This window comes from Streptomyces sp. NPDC044719, from assembly GCF_056433405.1.
Window position 1 is genome coordinate 174,725 of sequence record NZ_JBWKHE010000003.1, and the last position, 22,895, is coordinate 197,619.

Below are 22,895 nucleotides of genomic sequence, written 5' to 3' on the forward strand. Positions count from 1 at the left end.
CCGTACCTCAGGAAGTGGGGGAGGAAGAAGGGGACGACGAGGGAGCGGGACCACCGCTCGGTGGTGTGCCGCCTCCGCCGCCGCTGCCCGCGCCCGTGTTGTCGGCGTCCGGGTCGATGCCCAGGGTGAGGAAGCCCTTGTAGCCCTTGGACGGGTCCTTCTTGTGCACCGCTTCGAGCGTGAGCAGCCCGCTGGACGCGCCGCCGCCGTCGTAGACCATGTCGTCGGCGAGCTTGGTGTAGCTGCCGGTGTGTTTGCTGTACGGCTCCAGGGCGAAGATCGACTCGGCGATCTCGTCGTCGAAGAACAGCTGGCCGGTGAAGTTGACCTTGCCGCCCTCGTAGGTGCCGTCCTCCTTCACGCCGCCGGTGTGAACCTTCAGGTGGATGTGGCAGGTGCGCGGGGTGTACCAGCCCGGCACGAGCGTCTCGAACTTGACGACCCCGTTGGCGTTGGCGATCTGGTAGCCGCGCAGATAGGTCTTGTCGTTCGCGGTGGAGCCGTCCTCGCTCTCGGCGGGGGCGGAGCCGCCGGGGTTGGCGGTGGTGTAGCCGGAGTAGTAGCCCCAGGCGTCGCAGTGCCAGATCTCCACGGCCGCGCCGGGGACCGGTGTGCAGCCGTCGGTGGCGTCCACGACCGTCAGGCGCAGGGTCAGTGGGACGCCGCTCTTGCCCTCGGTGATGTTCTTGCGGACCAGCGCGCCGTCGAGGTGGTACGGCCCCTCCGTGACGCTCGACATCAGCTCCATGCAGGTGCCGGAGCTCGCGGAGGAGGTGGCCGTGGTCGTGGAGGCGGTGCCTTTCGCCGTGGTCGTCGTCGTGTCCGCGAAGGCCGACTGGTAACCGGCCGCGGCCAGACCGCCCGCGGCGACCGTGCCGCCCGCGACCGCGAGGGCGCGGCGCCGGGTGATGGAGGTGTCCTTGTGGTTTCCCGTCATGGACGGGGAACCTAAGGAGGCCACCCGTCAGGTTCGTGAGGCCGGGCTGAGAGCCCGCTGTGAATCGACCGGAGGCATCCGGCCAACGGGGCCGCGGGTCAAAAAACAGCAGGTCAGCGGTAGTTGGCGTATGAGATCATGGCCGACCTTGCCGGGCCGACTCGGGGAACAGGCGATTCGATCATGAAGAACGTCCAGACGGCGCTGACCATGCAGGACGCCGTCCTCACCCTGCAGAAGTACTGGAGCGACAACGGCTGCATGATCACGCAGCCGCTGAACACCGAGGTCGGAGCCGGTACGGCCAACCCGGCCACGGCGCTGCGGGTGCTCGGTCCCGAGCCCTGGAGCGTCGCCTACGTGGAGCCGAGCGTGCGGCCGGACGACTCGCGCTACGGCGAGAACCCCAACCGGCTCCAGACGCACACCCAGTTCCAGGTCATCCTCAAGCCGGACCCCGGCAACCCTCAGGAGCTGTATCTGGGCAGCCTGAGGGCGCTCGGCGTCGATCTCGGCGCGCACGACGTGCGGTTCGTCGAGGACAACTGGGCCTCACCCGCGCTCGGCGCGTGGGGGCTGGGCTGGGAGGTCTGGCTGGACGGCATGGAGATCACTCAGTTCACCTACTTCCAGCAGGTCGGCGGTGTCGCCCTGGACCCGGTGTCTGTGGAGATCACGTACGGCCTCGAACGCATCCTGATGAACCTTCAGGGCGTGTCCCACTTCAAGGACATCGTCTACGCGCCGGGCATCACGTACGGCGAGGTGTTCGGCCAGAACGAGTACGAGATGAGCCGCTACTACCTCGACGACGCCGACCTCGACACCAACCACCGGCTCTTCGAGGCCTACGCGTCCGAGGCCCGGCGGCTGCTCGACCTGGAGCTGCCGGTCCCCGCGTACACCTACGTGCTCAAGTGCAGCCACACCTTCAACGTGCTCGACGCGCGCGGCGCCATCAGCACCACCGAGCGGGCCAAGGCGTTCTCGCTGATGCGCGGGCTGACGCACGAGTCGGCGAAGTTGTGGGAGCGGCGGCGGGCCGCGCTGGAGTATCCGCTCGGGGTGGCGGCCGCACCGGCTCCGGCCGAGCGGCCCGCGCTGCCCAAGGTGCCGGGCGTCGAGACGCTGCTGTTCGAGATCGGCGTGGAGGAGCTGCCGTACGCCGACGTGCCCGCCACCACCGAGGCGGTGCGCGAGTCGGTCACCGCGAAGCTGGCCGAGACCCGGCTGGGGCACGGCGCGATCACCGTGATGGCCACACCGCGCCGGATCGTGATCACCGTCGACGGTGTGCAGCCGCGGGAACGGGACACGATGCGGACCGTGCGCGGGCCGAAGGTCGCCGCCGCCTTCAAGGACGGCGCTCCCACCCCGGCTCTGCTGGGCTTCGCCCGCAGCCAGGGCGCCGAACCGACGGATGTGCGGATCGTCGACGTCAAGGGGGTCGAGTATGTGGCGCTGACCCGTCACGAGGAGGGGCGCTCGGCCGTCGAGGTGCTCAGCGAGCTGCTGGCCGAGGTCGTGTCCGGGCTGCGGGCCGGGCGCAACATGCGGTGGAGCGACCCGGGGCTGTCGTTCTCGCGTCCCGTGCGCTGGCTGCTGGCGCTGCTGGGGCGTACTCCCCTGCCCGTGGTCGTCTCTTCCCTCTCCGCGGGCGACACGACACGGGTGCAGCGCCAGGCCCCCTACCCCGAGGTCCGGGTGACCGCCGCCGAGGGCTACCCGCACTTCCTGCACATGCACGGCATCCTGCTCGACCGGGAGTCCCGGCGCGGCGCGGTGGTCCGCGGTGCCCTGGAAGCGGCGGCCGAGGTCGGCGGGCGGATCGACGTGGAGGGCCAGGCCGGTCTGATCGACGAGATCACCGACATCCTGGAGTTCCCGTACGCCGTGCGGGGGTCGTTCGACGAGCGCTATCTCGAACTGCCCGCGAGCGTCCTGACCACCGTGATGCGCAAGCACCAGCGCTATCTGCCGGTGCTGGACGGCGATCGCCTCATGCCGCACTTCGTCACCTTCGCCAATGCCCTGTGCGACGACGACGTGGTGCGGGCGGGCAACGAGGCGGTGCTGCGGGCCCGTTACGAGGACGCCGCGTTCTTCTGGCGGGCGGATCTGAAGGTGCCGCCGGCGGAGTTCCGGAGCCGGCTGGACAAGCTGACCTTCGAGGACCGGCTCGGTACGGTCGCCGACCGCGCCGAGCGCCTGGCCGTCCTCTCCCTCGATCTGGCCGGGCGTGCCGGGCTGGCTCAGGAGGCGGTGGACGTCGTCCGCCGCGCCGGTGCGCTGGCGAAGTTCGACCTGGCGTCCCAGATGGTGATCGAGTTCTCGGGACTGGCCGGGGTGATGGCCGAGGAGTACGCCCGGCGTGCCGGTGAGTCGGCGGAGGTAGCCCGGGCCCTCGCCGAGATGGAGTTGCCCCGCTCCGCCGGCGGCGCCCTTCCCTCCGGGGACGCGGGTGCCGTGCTGTCGCTCGCCGACCGGTTCGACCTGGTGACGGGGATGTTCATCATCGGGGCCGCACCGACCGGGAGTTCCGATCCGTACGGGGTGCGCCGGGCCGCGATCGGTCTGCTCAACGTGCTGCGGAGCCTGCCCGCGGTGGCCGGGGTCCGGGTGAGCGACGGGCTGCGCGCGGCGGCCGTACGGTATGCGGCGCAGGGCGTCGAGGTGCCTGTCGAGCGGGTGGCCGAGGCCGCGGAGCTGATCACCCGGCGCTATGAGCAGCAGCTCACGGACGCCGGGCACGAACACCGGCTCGTCCAGGCCGTCCTGGTGTGGGCCGACCGGCCCGCGCACGGCGACCGGACGCTGGCCACGCTGGAGCGGCACATCGGCACGGAGGCGTTCGAGGCACTCGCCGCCGCGTTCCAGCGGGTCGTGCGCATCCTGCCCGAGGGCGGTGTCGAGGCGGCGGACCTGTCCCTGCTGACCGCGCCCGCCGAACTGCGCCTCGCCGAGAGCGCCGAGGCCGTAGGCGAGGCGCTGCACGGCCGGGAGGACGACCTCGGGGCACTGATCGAGGTCTCCGGGCCTCTGGTCGAGGCGATCACCGCCTTCTTCGACGAGGTGCTGGTGATGGACCCCGAACCGGCGGTCCGCGCGGCCCGGCTGGCGCTGCTCACACAGGTGGCGGGGCTGGCGCGGACGACGCTGGACTGGAGTGCGCTGTAGGGGCGGACACGGCAGCAGACGTTTCACGTGAAACACGGCGGTGGTGTTTCACGTGAAACACCACCGCTGAAACATCACCGCGAGGTCAGACCGCCATCAGCGGCGCGGCGCCCTCGCGCCACTTGAGGACCTTGTCGAAGCTCACCACGGCCCCGCCCCGGCCCGGCTTGTTGCCGATGTGGACATGGTCGGCGAGCTCCTGGATGAGGCACAGCCCTCTGCCGTTCTCCGCGTCGGAGTGCGCGGGCCTGATCGGCGGGCGAGGCCGGGCGGCCGGGGGCGCCGGGAAACCCGGGCCCGCGTCGGCGACCTCGATCCGGCACCTCTCGCCGTCGAGGTAGGCCGTAACCCGGTACGCCTCCGAGCCGGGGCCGCCGGGTGCCATGTCCCCGCCATGCTCCACGGCGTTCGCGCAGGCCTCGCTGAGGGCGACGGAGAGGTCGAAGGAGATGTCCGGGTCGACGCCCGCGGTCTCCATGGTGCCGATCAGCAGGCGCCTGGCGAGAGGCACGCTGGCAGCTTCGCGCCGCAAATGGAGTGACCACCAGATGCTCATGCTCCAGCCTCCTGGCTGCGGCTCGACATACCGTTACGTATTGCCCCGAGTCCCCGCATGTAAGCGTGAAGTTGACGTGACGCCGCCCATACGGCGGATGCGCGCTGGTCCTGATCGGTGTATGTAGGAGCCAACATCGGCGCAAGTGGGGGCGCGGGGGGCCAGAGGGTGACGTTCGGGTCGTACGGCATCTTGCGGACCTGCCGCACGAGGCCCGCGAGGCCAGTGCGATGATGAGCCCGCCATGACTGCCCCCCACGCGCGCGCGACGCGCTCCGGACACCCGCTCCGGATCCTGCGGGCCGCGGTGTTCGCCGCGGTCTGCGTCGTGCTGGCCGGGGCAGGTCACGCGCTGGCGTCGTGCGAGGGCATTCCGCTGTGGACGCTGGGCGCCGGGTTCCTCGGAGTGGCCGCGGTGGCCGCCCCGCTCGCGGGGCGCGTGCGCTCACTGCCGGGCATCGCGGCACTGCTCGCGGTCGGCCAGACGGTGCTGCACACCCTGTTCGGGCTGGGGCAGCACGGTACGGCCGCAGCCACCACGTCCTCGGTGCCGGCCGGCGCGAGTGACGCCGCGCTGGTCCAGCAGGCCGCGCGGCTCCTGTGCGGCACCACGGCGGCGGCGATCAGCCCGGCGCAGGCCCACAAGATCCTCACCGACGCCCGGCTCCAGCCGACGGGCGGCGCCCACACGCACGTGGTCGCGGATGCCGCACCGGCCTCGCTGTGGCCCTCCCTGCCGATGCTGCTCGGCCATGTCCTCGCGGCGATCGCCGCCGGCTGGCTGCTGCGCCACGGCGACCTGGCGCTGCTGCGACTCACCGAACTGTCGGCCCAGGGCGTCACCGAAGGGACGCTGGTGCGCTCCCTGCGGGCGGCGTTCGCGTTGGTGCGCGCCCTGCGTGCCGGACTCCCGGGAGCGCCGGAGGCACGCCCGGGCCCCGCGCGCGCCGTGCGGCCCGTGCCCGAGATGCCGTGCACCACCGCACTGCAGCACACGGTGATCCGGCGGGGCCCGCCGACCGTCACGGCTCCCGCAGCCGCACTCGCCCTCGCCGCCTGACGCGACGCGACCACCACTCCGCTTCTTCGGGTCCTCCCGGATTCTTCTGAATCCCCGGATCCCGGACGGCTCGGAGGAAGGGCCGCCGTCGTGCGGCACGCGCGCGTGCGCGGATCCCTCTTCCTCATCCCGACCCGACTCACAGCGGAGTGCTCTCTTCCATGAAGGTTTCCCGTATCGCCGCGGCCGGTGCCGCCGCCGGTGTCACCGTTCTCGCCCTGTCCGCCCCCGCCTTCGCGCACGTCACCGTGCAGCCCGAAGGGGAGGCCGCCAAGGGCGGCTACGCGGTCGTGGACTTCAAGGTCCCGAACGAGCGCGACGACGCCTCGACCACCAAGCTCGAGGTCAACTTCCCCACCGACCACCCGCTGGCCTCCGTCATGCCTGAGCCGGTGCCCGGCTGGGACATCAAGGTCACCAAGTCCAAGCTGGACAAGCCGCTGGAGATGCACGGCGAGAAGATCGCAGAGGCCGTCACCAAGGTCACCTGGACCGCCGACGGCGACGGCATCAAGGCCGGCTTCTTCCAGAAGTTCCCGGTCTCCATCGGCACCCTGCCCGAGGACGCCGACGAACTCGTCTTCAAGGCCCTGCAGACGTACTCCAACAAGGAGGTCGTCCGCTGGATCGAGGTGCCGCAGGAGGGCAAGGAGGAGCCCGACAACCCGGCCCCCGTGCTGGAGCTGTCCGCCGCCTCCGAGGACGGGCACCACGGCTCGTCGGGCGACGAGGCCTCCGACTCCGCACCGGCCGAGAAGGCCGCCGCCAAGACCACCGCCTCCGACACCGGCTCCTCCGACGGCACCGACACCACCGCCCGCGTCCTGGGCATCGTCGGCATCGTGGTCGGCGCGGCGGGCGTCGCCTACGGCGTGCTCGCCGGCCGTCGGCGCTCCAACGCCTGACGCCGCTTCCGTTGCACGGCGCGCGCCGGGTCACCGCCCCTCGGGCGGGGTCACCCCGGTGCGCGCCGGGTCACCGACATCTGGGATTCCTTTCTATGCGCACCAAGACCTTCGCCGCGGCCGCTCTGCTCGCCGCCGCCTCTCTGACCCTGACCGCCTGCGGCAGCGGCGGCGACAGCGACAAGCCCGTCGCCGTGGTGTCGGAGGAGGCCGGCACCGAGAAGGCCGCCACCGTCCTCGACAAGCCGTTCGAAAAGCCGGACCTGGTCCTCACCGACACGCAGGGCAAGAAGTACGACCTCCGCAAGGAGACCGAGGGCAAGCCCACGCTGATCTACTTCGGCTACACCCACTGCCCCGACGTGTGCCCGTCGACCATGAGCAACATCGCCGTGGCCAAGAAGCAGCTGCCCAAGGCCGAACAGGACGACCTGCGCGTCGTGTTCGTCACCACCGACCCGGACCGCGACAACCCGGCCGAGCTCGGCAAGTGGCTCAAGGGCATCGACCCCCAGTTCATCGGGCTCACCGGCGACTTCGCGACCATCCAGGCCGGCGCCCGCACCCTCGGCATCTCCCTCGACGCGCCGAGGAAGGACAAGAACGGCAAGATCATCTCCGAGCACGGCACCCAGGTCATCGCGTTCTCGCCGAAGACCGACGGCGGCTATGTGCTCTACGGCGAGGACGCCACCGTCGACGACTACACCAAGGACCTCCCCGAGATCGTCAAGGGAGCGAACCCGTGAGGCGTCGACTCGGCCCGGCGGCCCTCGTCCTGACCGGGGCACTGGCCCTGGCGGGCTGCGGTGGCTCGGACTCCGGCTCCGCGTCCGGCAGCGGCTCCGCGGACGGGAAGGCGGAACTCTCCGTCGGCTCCGCGTACATGCCGCAGCCGGTCTCCGACGAGATGGCGGCCGGCTTTTTCACCGTCACCAACAAGGGCGGTGCCGCCGACGAGCTGACCTCGGTCACGAGCGACGTCGCCGGCCAGGTCACCGTGCACGAGACCACCGGCGGAGCCATGCGGGAGGTCAAGGCCCTCAAGGTCCCGGCCCACGGCGAACTGGTGCTGAAGAGCGGCGGCGACCATCTGATGTTCGAGCAGTTGAAGCGCCAGCCGAAGGAAGGCCAGACGGTCACCCTCGAGCTGCGCTTCGCCCGCTCCGGACCCGTCAAGGTCGAGATGCCGGTGAAGTCGGCGACCTACCGCCCGAAGACCGGACACTGAGGGAGGGCTCCCTGTGACACAGACCATCGCTCCCCGCGTCCGGACCCTGGTGCTGCTGCTCCTGGGCGCGGCCTGCGCACTTCTCGCCGGGGCCGGCCCCGCCTCCGCGCACGCCGCGGTGACGGGCAGCGACCCCGGGCAGGGGGCGGTGGTCCAGGAGGCTCCGGCCCGGATCTCGCTCACCTTCTCCGAGCAGGTCGCGCTGTCCGACGACTCGCTGCGCGTGCTCGACCCCGACGGCAAGCGGGTCGACACGGCCGAGCCGTCCAACGTGAGCGGGACGACGTATGCCGTGCCGCTGAAGCCGGGCCTGCCCGACGGCACGTACACGGTGGCCTACCAGGTCGTCTCCGCGGACAGCCATCCCGTCGCCGGCGCCTACACCTTCTCGATCGGCGCCCCCTCCAAGACCTCCGCGACGGTTTCCCAGCAGGCGACCGACGACGGGGTCGTCGGCTGGCTGTACGGCTTCGGGCGGTATGTGTCGTACGCCGGATTCATCGTGATGGCCGGCGGCGCCGCCTTCGTCCTCGCCTGCTGGCGACGCGGCTCCGGGGTACGGCCGGTGCAGCGGTTCGTCGTCTCCGGGTGGCTCGCGCTCACCGCGGCGACCCTCGCGCTGCTGCTCCTGCGCGGCTCCTTCACCGGCTCCGGGAAGGTCGCCGACGTCTTCGACCTGTCCTTGCTCGGGCAGGTGCTCGAGACCAAGACCGGCGCGGCCCTGGTGTCCCGGCTGCTGCTGCTCGCCGCCGCGGCACTGTTCATCTCCGTGCTGTTCGGGGCGTACGACAAGCGCGAGGACGCCCAGGAGAAGCGCGACCTGACCTTCGGTCTCGCCATCGGTGGCGTCGTCGTGGCGGCCGGGCTCGCCGCGAGCTGGGCGATGTCGGAGCACGCCTCGGTCGGGCTCCAGGCGGGCATCTCGATGCCGATCGACGTCGTCCACCTGCTGGCTGTCGCCGCGTGGCTCGGCGGGCTGGGTGCGCTCCTGGTCGCCCTGTACCGGGCCCCCGCCGACGCGCCCGTCGACGCGGCGGCCGTACGCCGCTTCTCCCGTGTCGCCTTCGGCAGCGTGCTCGCGCTGATCGCGACCGGGACGTACCAGTCCTGGCGCCAGCTCGGCTCCTGGTCGGCCTTCACCGACACCCGGTACGGGCAGCTGCTCCTGGCCAAGATCGCCCTCGTGGTCGTCCTGGTCGGCGTCGCGTGGATCTCGCGGCGCTGGACGGGGCGGCTGCTGGAGGCGGTGCCGGCATCGGCGGACCGGGAAATGGCCCGCGTCGGCGCGGGGGCCGAGGCCTCCGGCGGCGACCGGACCGGGACAGACGCCGACGCTTCCGGCGGCGACCGGACCGGCACAGACGCCGACGCTTCCGGCGGCAACCGGACCGGCACAGACACCGACAGCCGGACCGGCGCCGACAGCGAGACGGGCGCCGACCCCGACGCCGACGAGCAGCTTGATTCCGAGCCCGGCGACAACGGCGAGCCCGCCGACGCCGAGCCCGCCGACGCCGAGCGCGCCGCGCAGCTCGCCCGGCAGCGGGCAGCTCGGGACACCGCCCGGCAGAAGCAGCTGCGGGACGCCGATCCGAACCGCTTCGGACTGCGCCGCTCCGTACTGGCCGAGGCCGGCATCGCGGTCGTCCTGCTCGCCGTCACCACCGTGCTGACGCAGACCGAGCCGGGCCGCACGGAGCAGGAGGCCAAGGCGGCCGCCTCGTCCTCCGCGTCCGCGTCCGCCGACGCCGGAGCCTCCGGGGCGCTGACCCTGGACATGCCGTTCGACACCGGCGGCGAGGACGGCAAGGGCATCGTGACGATCGACCTCGACCCCGCGCGCGTGGGCGACAACGAGATGCACGTCTACGTGGCACGGCCCAACGGCCGGGCCTTCGACATCCCCGAGGTGAAGGTCGACTTCACCCTGAAAGCCAAGGACCTCGGGCCCCTGCCCGTCGTCCCCGACCACATCGCTACCGGACACTGGTCGGCGAACGGAGTGCAGATCCCCATGGCCGGCGACTGGCAGGTCGACGTGACCGTGCGGACCTCCGACATCGACGAGGTGACCGTCTCCAAGAACGCGCAGATCGGCTGAACGACCATGGTTGACCAGTCCAGTCCAAAGGCCCGTACTCCCGGCACCGCCCCGGGTGAGACCGACGCGGCCCCCGCGAAGGGCTTCTCACGGCGCCGGATGCTCGGCACCGCCGGTGCCACCGGGCTCGTGCTCGGTACGGCGGGCGCGGCCGGGGGATACGCCGCCGCGCCCTCTGAGGCCGCCGCACCGCTCACCTCGCTCGGCACCGACCGGGCGATGTTTCACGGGAAACATCAGCCCGGCATCACCGACGCCCTCCAGGCCCGCGGCCATGTCGTGGCCTTCGACCTGACGGCGGGCGCTGGTCGCAAGGAGGCGGCCGCCCTGCTGCGCCGCTGGTCGAAGACGGCCCGGCGGCTGATGGCGGGCGAGCCGAGCGGGCACGACGACACCGGCGTGGCCCGGGACGCCGGACCCTCGTCACTGACGATCACCTTCGGCTTCGGCCACAGCTTCTTCGCCAGGACCGGCCTGGAGAAACAGCGCCCGGCCTCCCTCGACCCGCTGCCCGAGTTCTCCTCCGACCACCTCGACAAGAACCGCAGCAACGGCGATCTGTGGGTGCAGATCGGCGCCAACGACTCCCTGGTCGCCTTCCACGCCCTGCGCGCCATCCAGAAGGACACCGGCTCGGCGGCCCGGGTCCGCTGGCAGATGAACGGCTTCAACCGCTCGCCGGGCGCCACCGCCCACCCCATGACGGCCCGCAACCTGATGGGCCAGATCGACGGCACCCGCAACCCGAAGCCGGCCGAGCCCGACTTCGACCAGCGGATCTTCGTCCCGGAGAAGGGCGAACCGGCCTGGATGGCGAACGGCTCCTACGCCGTCGTACGCCGGATCCGCATGCTCCTCGACGACTGGGAGAAGCTCTCCGGCAAGGCGCAGGAGGACGTGATCGGACGCCGCAAGTCCGACGGGGCGGCGCTGTCCGGGGGCAGCGAGACGACCGCGATGGACCTGGAGAAGACGGACGCCAAGGGCAACCTGGTCGTCCCGATCAACGCCCACGCCCGGATCACGCGGCCCGACCAGAACGGCGGTGCGGCGATGCTCCGCCGCCCGTTCTCCTTCCACGACGGCATCGACGCCGACGGCGTGCCCGACGCGGGACTGCTCTTCATCTGCTGGCAGGCCGATCCGCTGCGCGGCTTCGTGCCGGTGCAGCGCAAGCTCGACCGCGGCGACGCCCTGTCGCCGTTCATCCGGCACGAGTCGAGCGGGCTGTTCGCGGTGCCGGGCGGGGCCGCGGAGGGCGAGTACGTGGGGCAGAAGTTGCTGGAGGGGTGAGAGTTTGTCTCTGGGTGGGCTTGTGGGGGATGTCGATTCCGCGGGCCCATTAGGGTGAGGTCATGCCAGCGAGCTATGCGTATCTCGGCCCTGAGGGCACCTTCACCGAAGTCGCCCTGCGCACGCTTCCCGAGGCCGCCACCCGGGAACTCACCCCCTACGTTTCCGTCCAGTCCGCGCTCGACGCGGTGCGGACCGGCGAGGCCGAGGCCGCGTTCGTGCCGATCGAGAACTCCGTCGAGGGCGGCATCACCACCACCCTCGACGAGCTGGTCGCCGGCGCGCCACTGATGATCTACCGCGAGGTGCTGCTGTCGATCACCTTCGCGCTGCTGGTCCGCCCGGGCACGAAGCTGTCGGACATCAAGACGGTCTCCGCCCACCCCGCCGCCCAGCCGCAGGTGCGCAACTGGCTGAAGAAGAACCTGCCGGACGCGCACTGGGAGTCGGCGGCCTCGAACGCGGACGCCGCCCGGCTGGTCCAGGAGGGCCAGTACGACGCCGCCTTCGCCGGTGAGTTCGCGGCCGCCCGCTACGGCCTCGAGGCCCTGGAAACGGGGATCCACGACGCGGAGAACGCCCAGACACGGTTCGTGCTGGTCGGCCGGCCCGCCCGGCCCGCGGCACCGACCGGCGCGGACAAGACGTCCATCGTGCTGTGGCAGCGCGACGACCACCCCGGTGGTCTGCGCGACCTGCTGGGCGAGTTCGCCACGCGGGGCATCAACCTGATGCTGCTCCAGTCCCGGCCCACCGGTGCCGGCATCGGCAACTACTGCTTCTGCATCGACGCCGAGGGCCATATCTCCGACCGCCGGATGGCCGATGCCCTGAAGGGCCTGAAGCGGATCTGCCTCCAGGTGCGCTACCTCGGCTCCTATCCACGCGCGGACATGCGGCCCGGGGATGTCCAGCCGCCGAGGCTGGGGACGTCGGACGAGGAGTTCGCGGAGGCGGCGGACTGGGTGGCGCGGTGCCAGGACGGGCGCTTCTAGGCCGCTCCCGGGCTGTCGTACCTGCTGATTGTCGTTATCCACAGAAGTTATCCACAGGTTGGCTTCTCGACCTGGGGACAAGTCGACAACGAAGCGTGAGTCAGTCGACAAATCGCCCTACAGGCCCCTGATGCGTCCATCGACGCGCAGGTCACCCTTCGTCCACCGTTTTCCTTTGTGTAACTCTTCGGGGTGAACTGATTCCACCGAAAGTGAGGATAGAGCGGGTTTGTGCCGGGAATTCTGAGGGACGACAAGGCCTTCCGGAGTGATCAATTCCGAAGTCCACAGATCTTCCACACAGCCTGTGGATAACTCTCGGGTGGGTGTGGATCCCTGTGGACAACCGAATCCCAAGTCCCGCCTCCCGCAAGGGATTCGAGTCAATGCGACGCCCGGGGGATGCCTCGTTCCGGGGAGAGGCGGGCTGTTTATTGACACTGCTCGCAATTCCCCCATAACGGTACGTAATGTGCAGCCGGAATAGTGAGTCGTGGGCGGTCATCGCGCACCGGTAGCCTTGGGCTCGTGATTGACCTTCGCCTGCTTCGTGAGGACCCCGACCGTGTGCGCGCGTCCCAGCGCGCCCGTGGAGAGGACGTCGCGCTCGTCGACGCCCTCCTGTCTGCCGACGAACGGCGCAGGTCGTCCGGCGTCCGCTTCGACGAGCTGCGCGCCGAGCAGAAGGCGCTCGGCAAGCTCATCCCCAAGGCGGCCGGGGACGAGAAGGCCGAGCTGCTGAAGAAGGCGGGCCAGCTCTCCGCCGACGTCAAGGCGGCCGACGCGGACCGCGACGCGGCCGAGACCGAGACCCAGGAACTGCTCCAGAAGCTCGGCAACCTCGTCCACCCGGACGTGCCCGTAGGCGGCGAGGAGGACTTCGTCACGCTGGAGACGCACGGCACGATCCGCGACTTCGCCGCCGAGGGCTTCGAGCCCAAGGACCACCTGGAGCTCGGCCAGATCCTCGGCGCGATCGACGTCGAGCGTGGCGCCAAGGTCTCCGGCTCGCGCTTCTACTTCCTGACGGGCATCGGCGCGCTCCTGGAGCTCGCCCTGGTGAACGCGGCGATGGCCCAGGCCACCGCGGCCGGCTTCACCCCGATGCTCACCCCGGCCCTGGTCCGTCCCCAGTCCATGGCGGGCACGGGCTTCCTCGGCCAGGCCTCCCAGGACGTCTACCACCTCGCCGACGACGACCTCTACCTGGTCGGCACGTCCGAGGTGGCGCTGGCGGCGTACCACATGGACGAGATCCTCGATGCCGACCGCCTCCCCCTGCGCTACGCGGGCTTCTCGCCCTGCTTCCGCCGCGAGGCCGGTTCGCACGGCAAGGACACCCGGGGCATCTTCCGCGTGCACCAGTTCGACAAGGTCGAGATGTTCTCCTACGTCGCTCCCGAGGACTCGCAGGCCGAGCACCAGCGCCTGCTGGAGTGGGAGAAGCAGTGGCTGACCTCCCTGGAGCTGCCGTACCGAGTGATCGACGTGGCGAGCGCCGATCTGGGCGCCTCGGCCTCCCGCAAGTTCGACTGCGAGGCCTGGATCCCGACCCAGGGCAAGTACCGCGAGCTGACCTCGACCTCGGACTGCACCGAGTTCCAGTCCCGCCGGCTGTCGATCCGTGTCCGTGACGGCAAGCAGGTCAAGCCGCTGGCCACGCTCAACGGCACCCTGTGCGCCGTACCGCGCACGATCGTCGCGATCCTGGAGAACCACCAGCAGCCCGACGGCTCGGTGCGCGTGCCCGAGGTGCTGCGCCCGTACCTGGGCGGCCGGGAGGTCCTGGAGCCGGTGTCCAAGTGAGCGACACGGCCCCTTCGGGCGGCTTCCCGTACAAGCTGATCGCCACCGACCTCGACGGGACGCTGCTGCGCTCCGACGAGTCGGTCTCGGAGCGCACCCGTGACGCGCTCGCCGCGGCCACCGCGGCGGGCGCCGCGCACATCGTCGTCACCGGCCGCGCGGTCCCGTGGACCCGGCACATCCTCGACGACCTGGGCTACCAGGGGCTGGCCGTCTGCGGCCAGGGCGCGCAGGTCTACGACGCCGGCGCCCACCGCCTGCTGACGTCGGTGACGCTGGACCGGCAGCTGGCCGGGGTGGCGCTGGCCAAGATCGAGGCGGAGGTCGGCCCGCTGCACCTGGCCGCGAGCCGCGACGGCCTGGACGGAGAGGTGCTGGTCGGTCCCGGCTACGCGGTCCAGGGCACCCTCCCCGCGACGCCCTTCGCGGACGCCTCCGACCTGTGGTCCGCGCCGCTGAACAAGCTGTACATCCAGCACCCGACGCTGTCGGACGACGAGCTGTGCGAGGTGGCCGCGCGCACCGCCGGCGGTTTCGTCAGCGTCGTCATGGCGGGGGCGGGCATCGTCGAACTCCTCCCCCTGGGCCTGTCCAAGGCCACCGGCCTGTCCCTGGCGGCCCGCCGGCTCAAGGTGAAGGCGGCCGACACGATCGCCTTCGGCGACATGCCCAACGACATACCGATGTTCGCCTGGTCCTCCTACGGTGTCGCCATGGCGGACGCCCACGAGGAACTGAAGGCCGTGGCCGACGAGGTGACGTCCTCGAACGAGGAGGACGGCATCGCGGTGGTGCTGGAGCGGTTGCTGGGCTGAGCCTTCGGGTCTTGCGCATTCGGGTCTTGCGCATTCGGGTCTTGCGCGCGGCGGAGGATGCACGGATCGAACGTGCGCGGGCTTCCAGCCCGACCATGACTCGCTTCTGATCAAACACAGCGCAAGCCAGTGCCTTACCACTCGGCCAATCCTCCGGGTGGGCGGCCCACGCGATATGCGATTCGCGTGCTCGAAGCGGCCGCCCCGGGCAGCTCCCCGTATCGGGCGAGCTCTACGGAGTGGGGTAGCGACTACTCCGGAGCCTGCCGCGGGCTGCCCTGAAGGGAGCTGGACGTACTGCCGTGCATGGACATCGTCCCGCTCCTCTCCCAGAACTCGGCGCCGGGCTTCCTCGCCCGGCGGGGTGGACACAACCACTCTGCCCGCCGGGCGAATTGGACGCCACCGATTAAATCGTCCGTCTTCAGCGCCTGCGCCACCTGCGCCGCCGGACCTTGCTGAAGAACCATCCCGCGGGCGGCTCGTCGGAGCGCCAGGGCTGCGGCTCCGGCTCCTCCCGGCGCCAGCGCTCGGCGAGCATCCGGGCCCGAGCGGACGGCTCGGAGGTCCCGGCGGAGCGTATGAAGTCGTCGTCCAGAACGAGGTCGTCCCAGGCGTCGCCTCCGGACCCGGAACGGGACCCGGCCCCGGGCTCCGCCCCGGCCTGATCGCCGTCCTCGTACTGAGCCCTCTCGCCCGCCATCCCCGTCTCCTCCCAGCCGTCCAACTCCCGTGTGGTTCCCTTGCATCCCGTTTGCCCAGTGTGCCCCGACAGAGGTGAAGCCCCCGTCAAGGCCCGGGCCACGTCACTCCTCGCCGGCGAGCGTCAGCGAGCGCAGCTTCTGTCCGGCGTACCAGGTGGCCAGGACCGTGACTGCCACCAGCAGCACCGTGGCCGTCGTCAGGCCGACGTCCGAGGTCACCATGTCTCCGCCGGACACCTTCTGGGCCACGGCCAGCGACCACTGCTGGACGCTCAGCGTGCGGGCGCCCGGCACCAGGGAGCCGAACAGGGCCTCCCAGACCAGCGCGTAGACGAGGCCGAACACCACCGCGTGCCGGGAGACCGTGCCGAGCAGCAGGAACAGGGCCGCGTACGCGATGGACGCGACCAGGGCCGCCACCGTGTAGGCCACGGCGATCTGCTGGCCGTTGCCGTTCAGGATGAAGCCCGCGATGAGCGTCGGCACCGCGGAGAACACCATGGTCACGGCGACGGCGACGATCAGCTTGGTGAAGATGATGGTCGGCCGTTTGATCGGCTTGGACAGCAGATACACCACCGAGCCGTCGTCGATCTCCGGCCCGATCGCGCCGGTTCCGGCGATGACGCCGATGAGCGGCACCATCGTGGCCAGGGCGAGCCCGCCCAGCAGGTCCGAGGCCGTCTGGTCGTCCGCACCGGTGAGAGCGCGCACCGCCACGGCGATGACGATCAGCAGCAGGGGCAGGGCACCGAGGATGAGGGCCCGGCGCCGGCCGAGCAGAGCCCGGTAGGTGAGCCGGGCGACTGTGGGGTCGTACATCAGGGCCTCCTACGCCGCGACCAGGTACGAGAACACGGACTCGAGGGACTCGTCGGACGGCGAGACCGTGAGCAGGCGGATGCCGTGCTCGCGCGCCACACGCGGCAGCAGAGCCGTGAAGCGGCCGAAGTCGACGGCCTGGATGCGCAGCGCGCCCTCGGCGTGGTCGACCTCGATCCCGGATGTCGAAGGGTCGGCGATCAGAGCGGCCGCGAGGGCGCGGTCGTCACTGGAACGCACCAGGTAGCGGTGCGGCCGGTCGGTCATCAGGCGCCGGATCTTGCGGAAGTCACCGCTGGCGGCGTGCCGGCCGGCGACGACGACCTCGATGTGCCAGGCGAGTTGCTCGACCTCTTCGAGGATGTGGGACGAGAACAGCACGGTGCGGCCCTCGTCGCCCATGCGGCGCAGCAGGTCCATCAGCTGCATGCGCTGGCGCGGGTCCATGCCGTTGAAGGGTTCGTCCAGCAGGAGCAGGGACGGGTCGTGGACCAGGGCTGAGGCCATCTTCACGCGCTGGCGCATGCCCTTGGAGTACGTCTGGATCTTGCGGTCCTGGGCGTACTCCATCTCGACCGTGGCCAGCGCCTTCTGGGCCGCCTTGGCGCCCAGGCCGTGCAGCTCGGCGTTGGCCAGGACGAACTCCTTCCCGGTGAGGAAGTCGTACATCGCCTCGCGCTCGGGGACGACGCCGATGTGCCGGTAGATCTGCTCGTTGCGCCACACGGGCTGCCCGTCGAGGGTGACCGTGCCGGTGGAGGGGGCCAGGAAGCCGCCCATCATGTTGATGAGAGTGGACTTTCCGGCGCCGTTGGGGCCGAGGAGGCCCGTGACGCCGGGGCCGATGGTCATGGTGATGTCGTTGACGGCGACCACGTTGCCGAACCAGCGGGAGACATGGTCGATGGAGAGCGTGGTCACAGTCCCACCTTCTTGTAGCGGCGCATCAGGAGGCCGTAGCTCGCCGCGATCAGGCCCAGGGCGACGAGGACGAAGACGACGCCCTCGGCATTGCTCGGGCCCACCCCGCCGGGGAAGGCGGAGGTCGCGCCAAGGAAGGCGGACTGCACGCCGTCGACGAGGGTGATCGGCGAGAACAGCCCGATCAACGGCACGGCGTCGCTGCTGCCCTGGACGTCGGCGATGGCCTGCAGGGTGGAGACCGCGCCGTAGGTGATGGTCAGCACGGCGATCACGGCCGCGATGCCGAAGCCGCGGCGCGGGGTGAAGGAGGCGATGACCAGGCCGATACCGGCGAACAGCAGTGAGAGCAGTGCCACGGAGACGAGTCCCTGTGCGAATCCCTTGGTCTGGTCGGCGAAGTCGAGCTCGGCCAGCAGCGCGCCCACATAGAGCACGAGCAGCGGGGCGGCCGTGAGGATGAACAGCGCCGAGGCCAGCGCGGCGAACTTCGCGCGCACGTAGTCCGCGGTCTCGATGGGCCGCGAGAAGTACAGCGGCACGGTCTTGAAGCGCAGGTCGCGCGAGACCGACTGGGGGGCCTGCGAGGCGACGTACAGGCTGATGACCGCCTGCATGACGATCGCGTAGCGCGTGTAGTCCACGGGCAGGGCGTTGGCCTTGGTGGCGACCGCCACGGCGACCATGATGGCCGCGGGAACGCACATCACCACGAAGAGCAGCATCGGCAGCACCTTGGACTTCACCGAGCGGCCGAGGCCGTAGGAGCCGCGCAGGGACTGCGAGTACAGGGAGCGTCGGGCGTAGGCGCGGCCCAGGCGGGGGCCGTCGTAGGTGCGGTAGCCGATGTTGTGGATGCGGGTCTGGTCACCCGGTGCCGGGGCGGATGTCCCCGTGGAGTGCTCAACCGCCATGGCCGACCGCCTCCTTCCGCTGTTCGCGCTCGTCGCTGCTCGTGAAGACCTCGGAGATGTGGTGGCGGCGCTGCTCCATGCGCACCAGGCCGAGTCCGAGGTCGGCGATCACGTCCCGGACCAGGTCGTACGTCTCCTCTCCCTGGGCGGTGAGCAGCAGGACGTGGCCGGCGCCCGGCAGGCCGCTGCCGTCCTCCACGCTCACCCCGCGCGCGTGCAGCGCGTCGCGCACCGCCCGGGTGCCGTCCGGGTGCTCGTCGGTGTCGGTGACCTCGATCGCGAGGGTCGTCGTGGTCTGGGTGAAGTCCGTGGTGGAGCTGGAGCGCAGGAGCTTGCCGCCGTCGATGACGACGACGTGGTCGCAGGTGCGCTCCAGTTCGCCCAGCAGGTGCGAGGTGACCAGGACGGAGATGCCGAAGTCGGTGTGGATCCGGCGGATCAGGCCGAGCATCTCGTCGCGGCCGACCGGGTCGAGGCCGTTGGTCGGCTCGTCCAGGAAGACCAGCTGCGGGTCGTGCACCAGGGCCTGGGCGAGCTTGACGCGCTGCTTCATGCCGGTCGAGTAGCCGCCGATGGGGCGGTAGCGCTCCTCGTACAGCCCGACGTGGCGCAGGGTGTCGGCCGTGCGCTCGCGCGCCGCGGTGGGCGGCAGGCCGGACATGCGCGCCATGTGGACGACGAACTCGGTGGCCGAGACGTCCGGCGGCAGGCAGTCGTGCTCGGGCATGTAGCCGACTCGCTCACGGATGTCGGCGCCCTTGGTGGCGACATCGAGGCCGAGCACGTCGGCGCGGCCCTCGGTGGCCGGGGACAGACCCAGCAGGATCTTGATCAGTGTGGACTTGCCGGCCCCGTTGGCTCCGACGAGTCCGGTCACACCGGGCCCGACGTCCACGGAGAGCCGGTCAAGCGCGGTCACCCTCGGGAACCGCTTGCTCAGGCTTTCGGTCGCGATCACAGTCACCCTTCGAAGGTAGGGCCCGTGAGCGTGGCCGGCGTCACTCCGTGGAGCTGTATTCGGGTCAGCCCTGAGTATTACGGGCCCCTAGGGGAGCTGGTTCTCGAGAGTTACCACGCCGGGTGGGGCCGGAGCAGCGCCCTATTGACGAACTCTCTAACAACTGCCAGATTCGCCGGATGACGTTGCTCACGGGCGCGCGGGAGCGCTGGGTACGAACCGGCGAAGTCGAGCTGTGCGTGGCCGAGATGGGCGATCCACGTCGCCCGACGGTCGTCCTCGTGCACGGCTACCCCGACAGCAAGGAAGTGTGGTCCGAGGTCGCCGCGCGGCTCGCCGGGCGTTTCCACGTCGTGGCGTACGACGTCCGCGGCCACGGCCGGTCGACGGCGCCGCGGCCGCTGCGGGGCGGGTTCACGCTGGAGAAGCTGACGGACGACTTCCTGGCCGTCGCGGACGCGGTCAGCCCGGACGGGCCCGTGCACCTGGCCGGGCACGACTGGGGCTCGGTGCAGGCCTGGGAGTTCACCACCGTCCGGCGCACCGAGGGCCGTATCGCCTCCTTCACCTCGATGTCAGGGCCGTCCCTCGACCACTTCGGCCACTGGATCAGCCGGCGTGTGAAGCGGCCCACCCCGCGCCGGGTCGGCCAGCTCCTCGGGCAGGGCGCGAAGTCCTGGTACGTGTACCTGCTGCACACGCCCGTGCTGCCCGAGCTCGCCTGGCGCGGCCCGCTCGGCAAGCGTTGGCCGAAGCTCCTGGAGCGGGTCGAGAAGGTGCCGCGCGACGGCTACCCGACCTCGTCCCTGCCGTCGGACGCGGCGCACGGGGCCTGGCTGTACCGGGACAACGTGCGGCCCCGGCTGCGCAGGCCGCGCCCGGACGCGCACGCCCACGCGCCCGTGCAGCTCATCACGCCCCTGGGGGACCGGTTCCTGTCGGAGCGGCTTCACGACGAGCTGGAGCAGTGGGTTCCGCGGCTGACCCGCAGGACGCTCCCGGCGGGGCACTGGATCCCGCGCACCCGTCCGGATCAGCTCGCTTCGTGGATCGGGGACTTCGTGACGTCCGTCGAGGACGGCCGGTCCCCGGCGGCGGCGAGCGGGAAGCACACCGAGCGGTTCTCCGGGCAGCTCGTGCTGGTCACCGGGGCGGGCAGCGGCATCGGGCGGGCGACGGCGCTGGCCTTCGCGGAGGCGGGCTCACGCGTGGTGGCCGTCGACCGGGACGCCGAGGCGGCGGCCCGCACCGCCGAGTCGTCCCGTCTCATGGGCGCCTCGGCGGCCTGGGCGGAGACGGCCGACGTCTCCGACGAGCAGGCCATGGAGAAACTCGCCGAGAAGGTCACCCTCGAGTACGGCGTGGTGGACGTCCTGGTGAACAACGCCGGGATCGGACTGTCCGGGTCCTTCTTCGACACCACGGCGGAGGACTGGAAGAAGGTGCTCGACGTCAATCTGTGGGGCGTGCTCCACGGCTGCCGGCTCTTCGGCCGGCGGATGGCCGAGCGCGGGCAGGGCGGCCACATCGTCAACGTGGCGTCCGCGGCGGCGTTCCTGCCGTCCCGGGCCCTGCCGGCCTACAGCACCTCCAAGGCGGCCGTGCTGATGCTCAGCGAGTGCCTGAGGGCGGAGCTCGCCGGGCAGGGGATCGGCGTGACGGCGGTCTGCCCCGGCATCGTCAACACCGCCATCACGTCCACGGCGCGCTTCGCCGGGGTCGACGCCCAGGAGGAGACCCGGCTCCAGCAGCGCGCCGCCCGTCTGTACGGGCTGCGGAACTATCCGCCGGAGAAGGTGGCCGCCGCGATCCTGCGGGCGGTGGTGCGTGACGAGGCGGTGGTTCCGGTCACTCCGGAGGCATGGGGTGCGCGGGTGCTGTCACGGCTGGCGCCGGGGGTCTTGCGGGGGATCGCGCGGGCGAAGCCGCCGATGTGACAGCCCGTGCGGCGGGCCCAAGGCCCTTGATTCGAGGACCTGTTGTCCACAGAACCGTCAATTCCCCTGTGGATAACCGTACTTCGTTGTGGATCAAACCTCGGAAGCAATACTCGATCGCGTGATTCCCGTCTCTCCCGCACTCTGGTGGGATGGACGAAAGACGCACCGTCAGGGTGTCGAAGTATCTCTCGAAGCATCTGCGTCACCAGCCGGAGCGAATCGGGCTGGCGCTCGACGAGGGCGGCTGGGTGGAGATCGACACGCTGATCGCCGCGGCCGCCGCGCACGGATTCCGGTTCACCCGCGACGAACTGGACCATGTCGTCACCACCAACGACAAGCGCCGTTTCGCTGTCGAAGGGACGCGGATCCGCGCCAGCCAGGGCCACAGCGTCGAGGTCGACCTCGGGCTGGCGCCGGCGATCCCGCCCGGGCACCTCTACCACGGCACTGTCGCCCGCCACCTGGACGCGATCCGCGTCGAGGGGCTCAGGCCGATGAACCGGCACGACGTGCATCTCTCACCCGACCGCGAGACGGCGACCCGCGTCGGCGCCCGCCGTGGCCGGCCGATCGTGCTGACGGTGGACGCGGCCGCCATGCACCGCGACGGCCATGTCTTCCGCGTGAGCGCGAACGGCGTGTGGCTGACCGAGGCCGTACCGCCGCGGTATCTCCGCTTCCCCGCACCCCACTGACCTGTGGTGCGTGACCGGCCGCTGACGGTGACTGTTTCACGTGAAACACGGGCACCCCTCAGGGCTCCTTTAGGCTCGTCGCCATGAGTCTGCACCTGAGCACCGTGATCCTCCCGTACCGGCGCTGGAACGAAGGCGGCCGTACGGCCTGGACACGCGCCGAGCAGCTCGGCTTCCACACCGCGTACACCTACGACCATCTGTCCTGGCGCAGCTTCCGGGACGGCCCGTGGTTCGGTGCCGTGCCGACCCTCACCGCCGCCGCGGCCGTCACCGACCGGCTTCGGCTCGGCACGCTGGTGACCTCACCGAACTTCCGGCACCCGGTGACCCTCGCCAAGGAGCTCATCTCCCTGGACGACATCTCCGGCGGGCGGGTCACACTGGGCATCGGCGCGGGCGGCTCCGGTTTCGACGCCACCGCGCTCGGCCAGGATCCGTGGACCCCGCGCGAGCGCGCCGACCGGTTCGCCGAGTTCGTCCCGCTGCTCGACCGGCTGCTCAGCGAGGACGCGGTGTCGTACGAGGGTGACTTCTACTCGGCGCACGAGGCGCGGAACATCCCCGGCTGTGTGCAGCGCCCCAGGCTGCCGTTCGCGGTGGCCGCGACGGGCCCGCGCGGGATGCGGCTCGCCGCCCGGTACGGCCAGGCGTGGGTGACCACCGGCGACCCCAAGCTGTACGAGAACGGCACCCCTGAACAGTCGATCCAGGCCTTGCGCCGACAGGCCGAGAAGCTGGCCGACACCTGCGCCGAGGTCGGCCGGGACATGACCGGCCTCGACCGGGTCCTGCTCAGCGGGTTCACGCCGGACCGCACCGGCCCGCTCCAGTCGCTGGACGCCTTCGTCGACTTCGCCGGCCGGCACGCCGAGCTGGGCTTCACGGAGCTCGTGATCCACTGGCCCATCCCGGACTCGCCCTTCGCGGCGGACGAGAAGGTCTTCGAGCAGATCGCCATGGAGGCGCCGGCTCAGCTGCGCTGAGGCGCCTGAGCGCTCCTTCCTCGGAAAAGCCCTGGTGAGAGCGGCCTCCACTCACCTGTGCGGAGCCCCGCACGCC

At 70.9% G+C, this 22,895-nt stretch carries 20 protein-coding genes and 1 tRNA gene; 13 read left to right on the top strand and 8 right to left on the bottom strand.

Annotation, left to right across the window (positions count from 1 at the left end):
- Positions 1–7: 7 nt before the first annotated feature.
- Entirely contained in the window at positions 8–937 is a 930-nt protein-coding gene (locus AC07DF_RS12345) for an intradiol ring-cleavage dioxygenase (RefSeq protein ID WP_478969772.1), read from the bottom strand.
- Positions 938–1,120: 183 nt separating this feature from the next.
- Here AC07DF_RS12345 and AC07DF_RS12350 point away from each other — a divergent pair, with 183 nt between their 5' ends.
- Positions 1,121–4,114: a glycine--tRNA ligase gene (locus AC07DF_RS12350; protein WP_478969774.1), complete on the top strand. Its 2,994-nt coding sequence runs from the start codon at positions 1,121–1,123 to the stop codon at positions 4,112–4,114.
- An 85-nt stretch (positions 4,115–4,199) separates the two neighbouring features.
- Here the strand turns inward: AC07DF_RS12350 and AC07DF_RS12355 are convergent, their stop codons facing one another.
- Positions 4,200–4,670 carry an ATP-binding protein gene (locus AC07DF_RS12355; RefSeq protein ID WP_478969776.1) on the bottom strand — a complete coding sequence of 157 codons (471 nt, stop codon included), beginning with the start codon at positions 4,668–4,670 and terminating at the stop codon, positions 4,200–4,202.
- Positions 4,671–4,914: 244 nt separating this feature from the next.
- Here AC07DF_RS12355 and AC07DF_RS12360 point away from each other — a divergent pair, with 244 nt between their 5' ends.
- From AC07DF_RS12360 to AC07DF_RS12400, 9 genes are all read left to right on the top strand, one after another.
- Positions 4,915–5,730: a hypothetical protein gene (locus tag AC07DF_RS12360; protein WP_478969778.1), complete on the top strand. Its 816-nt coding sequence runs from the start codon at positions 4,915–4,917 to the stop codon at positions 5,728–5,730.
- A 161-nt stretch (positions 5,731–5,891) separates the two neighbouring features.
- A complete protein-coding gene (locus AC07DF_RS12365; RefSeq protein ID WP_478969780.1) occupies positions 5,892–6,635 on the top strand; it encodes a YcnI family copper-binding membrane protein in 744 nt (247 codons plus the stop codon).
- 95 nt (positions 6,636–6,730) lie between these two features.
- A complete protein-coding gene (locus AC07DF_RS12370; protein ID WP_399022280.1) occupies positions 6,731–7,384 on the top strand; it encodes an SCO family protein in 654 nt (217 codons plus the stop codon).
- Positions 7,381–7,866 (top strand): copper chaperone PCu(A)C, encoded by a 486-nt coding sequence (locus AC07DF_RS12375; protein WP_478969783.1) that lies wholly within the window; start codon positions 7,381–7,383, stop codon positions 7,864–7,866. The genes AC07DF_RS12370 and AC07DF_RS12375 overlap by 4 nt, the downstream gene beginning before the upstream one ends.
- Before the next feature lie 13 nt (positions 7,867–7,879).
- Positions 7,880–9,967 carry a copper resistance CopC/CopD family protein gene (locus AC07DF_RS12380; protein WP_478969785.1) on the top strand — a complete coding sequence of 696 codons (2,088 nt, stop codon included), beginning with the start codon at positions 7,880–7,882 and terminating at the stop codon, positions 9,965–9,967.
- Between the two features lie 6 nt (positions 9,968–9,973).
- Positions 9,974–11,260, top strand: a complete 1,287-nt coding sequence (gene efeB, locus AC07DF_RS12385; protein ID WP_478969787.1) for an iron uptake transporter deferrochelatase/peroxidase subunit — start codon at positions 9,974–9,976, stop codon at positions 11,258–11,260.
- Positions 11,261–11,322: 62 nt separating this feature from the next.
- Entirely contained in the window at positions 11,323–12,255 is a 933-nt protein-coding gene (gene pheA / locus AC07DF_RS12390; RefSeq protein ID WP_478969789.1) for a prephenate dehydratase, read from the top strand.
- A 528-nt stretch (positions 12,256–12,783) separates the two neighbouring features.
- Complete coding sequence (serS, locus tag AC07DF_RS12395; RefSeq protein WP_478969791.1) at positions 12,784–14,061, top strand: serine--tRNA ligase; 1,278 nt, start codon at positions 12,784–12,786, stop codon at positions 14,059–14,061.
- Entirely contained in the window at positions 14,058–14,876 is an 819-nt protein-coding gene (locus AC07DF_RS12400) for an HAD family hydrolase (RefSeq protein WP_478969793.1), read from the top strand. The genes serS and AC07DF_RS12400 overlap by 4 nt, the downstream gene beginning before the upstream one ends.
- 51 nt (positions 14,877–14,927) lie before the next feature.
- Here the strand turns inward: AC07DF_RS12400 and AC07DF_RS12405 are convergent.
- The 6 genes from AC07DF_RS12405 to AC07DF_RS12430 form a co-directional block, all read right to left on the bottom strand.
- A tRNA-OTHER gene (locus AC07DF_RS12405) sits at positions 14,928–15,031 on the bottom strand.
- A 269-nt stretch (positions 15,032–15,300) separates the two neighbouring features.
- Entirely contained in the window at positions 15,301–15,579 is a 279-nt protein-coding gene (locus tag AC07DF_RS12410) for an SGM_3592 family protein (protein WP_478969795.1), read from the bottom strand.
- A gap of 103 nt (positions 15,580–15,682) precedes the next feature.
- Positions 15,683–16,402, bottom strand: coding sequence for an ABC transporter permease subunit (locus tag AC07DF_RS12415; protein WP_478969797.1), 720 nt, complete (start codon positions 16,400–16,402; stop codon positions 15,683–15,685).
- A 9-nt stretch (positions 16,403–16,411) separates the two neighbouring features.
- Positions 16,412–17,323 (bottom strand): ABC transporter ATP-binding protein, encoded by a 912-nt coding sequence (locus tag AC07DF_RS12420; protein ID WP_184593781.1) that lies wholly within the window; start codon positions 17,321–17,323, stop codon positions 16,412–16,414.
- Complete coding sequence (locus AC07DF_RS12425; RefSeq protein WP_478969800.1) at positions 17,320–18,237, bottom strand: ABC transporter permease; 918 nt, start codon at positions 18,235–18,237, stop codon at positions 17,320–17,322. Before AC07DF_RS12425 ends, AC07DF_RS12420 begins: the two co-directional genes overlap by 4 nt.
- Positions 18,227–19,195: an ABC transporter ATP-binding protein gene (locus AC07DF_RS12430; RefSeq protein ID WP_399022461.1), complete on the bottom strand. Its 969-nt coding sequence runs from the start codon at positions 19,193–19,195 to the stop codon at positions 18,227–18,229. The genes AC07DF_RS12425 and AC07DF_RS12430 overlap by 11 nt, the downstream gene beginning before the upstream one ends.
- Before the next feature lie 179 nt (positions 19,196–19,374).
- On the opposite strand from AC07DF_RS12430, the gene AC07DF_RS12435 reads away from it, so the two are divergent.
- From AC07DF_RS12435 to AC07DF_RS12445, 3 genes are all read left to right on the top strand, one after another.
- Positions 19,375–21,132, top strand: coding sequence for an SDR family oxidoreductase (locus tag AC07DF_RS12435; protein WP_478969802.1), 1,758 nt, complete (start codon positions 19,375–19,377; stop codon positions 21,130–21,132).
- Positions 21,133–21,284: 152 nt separating this feature from the next.
- Positions 21,285–21,833 carry an RNA 2'-phosphotransferase gene (locus AC07DF_RS12440; protein WP_478969804.1) on the top strand — a complete coding sequence of 183 codons (549 nt, stop codon included), beginning with the start codon at positions 21,285–21,287 and terminating at the stop codon, positions 21,831–21,833.
- 83 nt (positions 21,834–21,916) lie between these two features.
- Positions 21,917–22,819, top strand: coding sequence for an LLM class flavin-dependent oxidoreductase (locus AC07DF_RS12445; protein WP_478969806.1), 903 nt, complete (start codon positions 21,917–21,919; stop codon positions 22,817–22,819).
- The last annotated feature ends 76 nt before the right edge of the window (positions 22,820–22,895 follow it).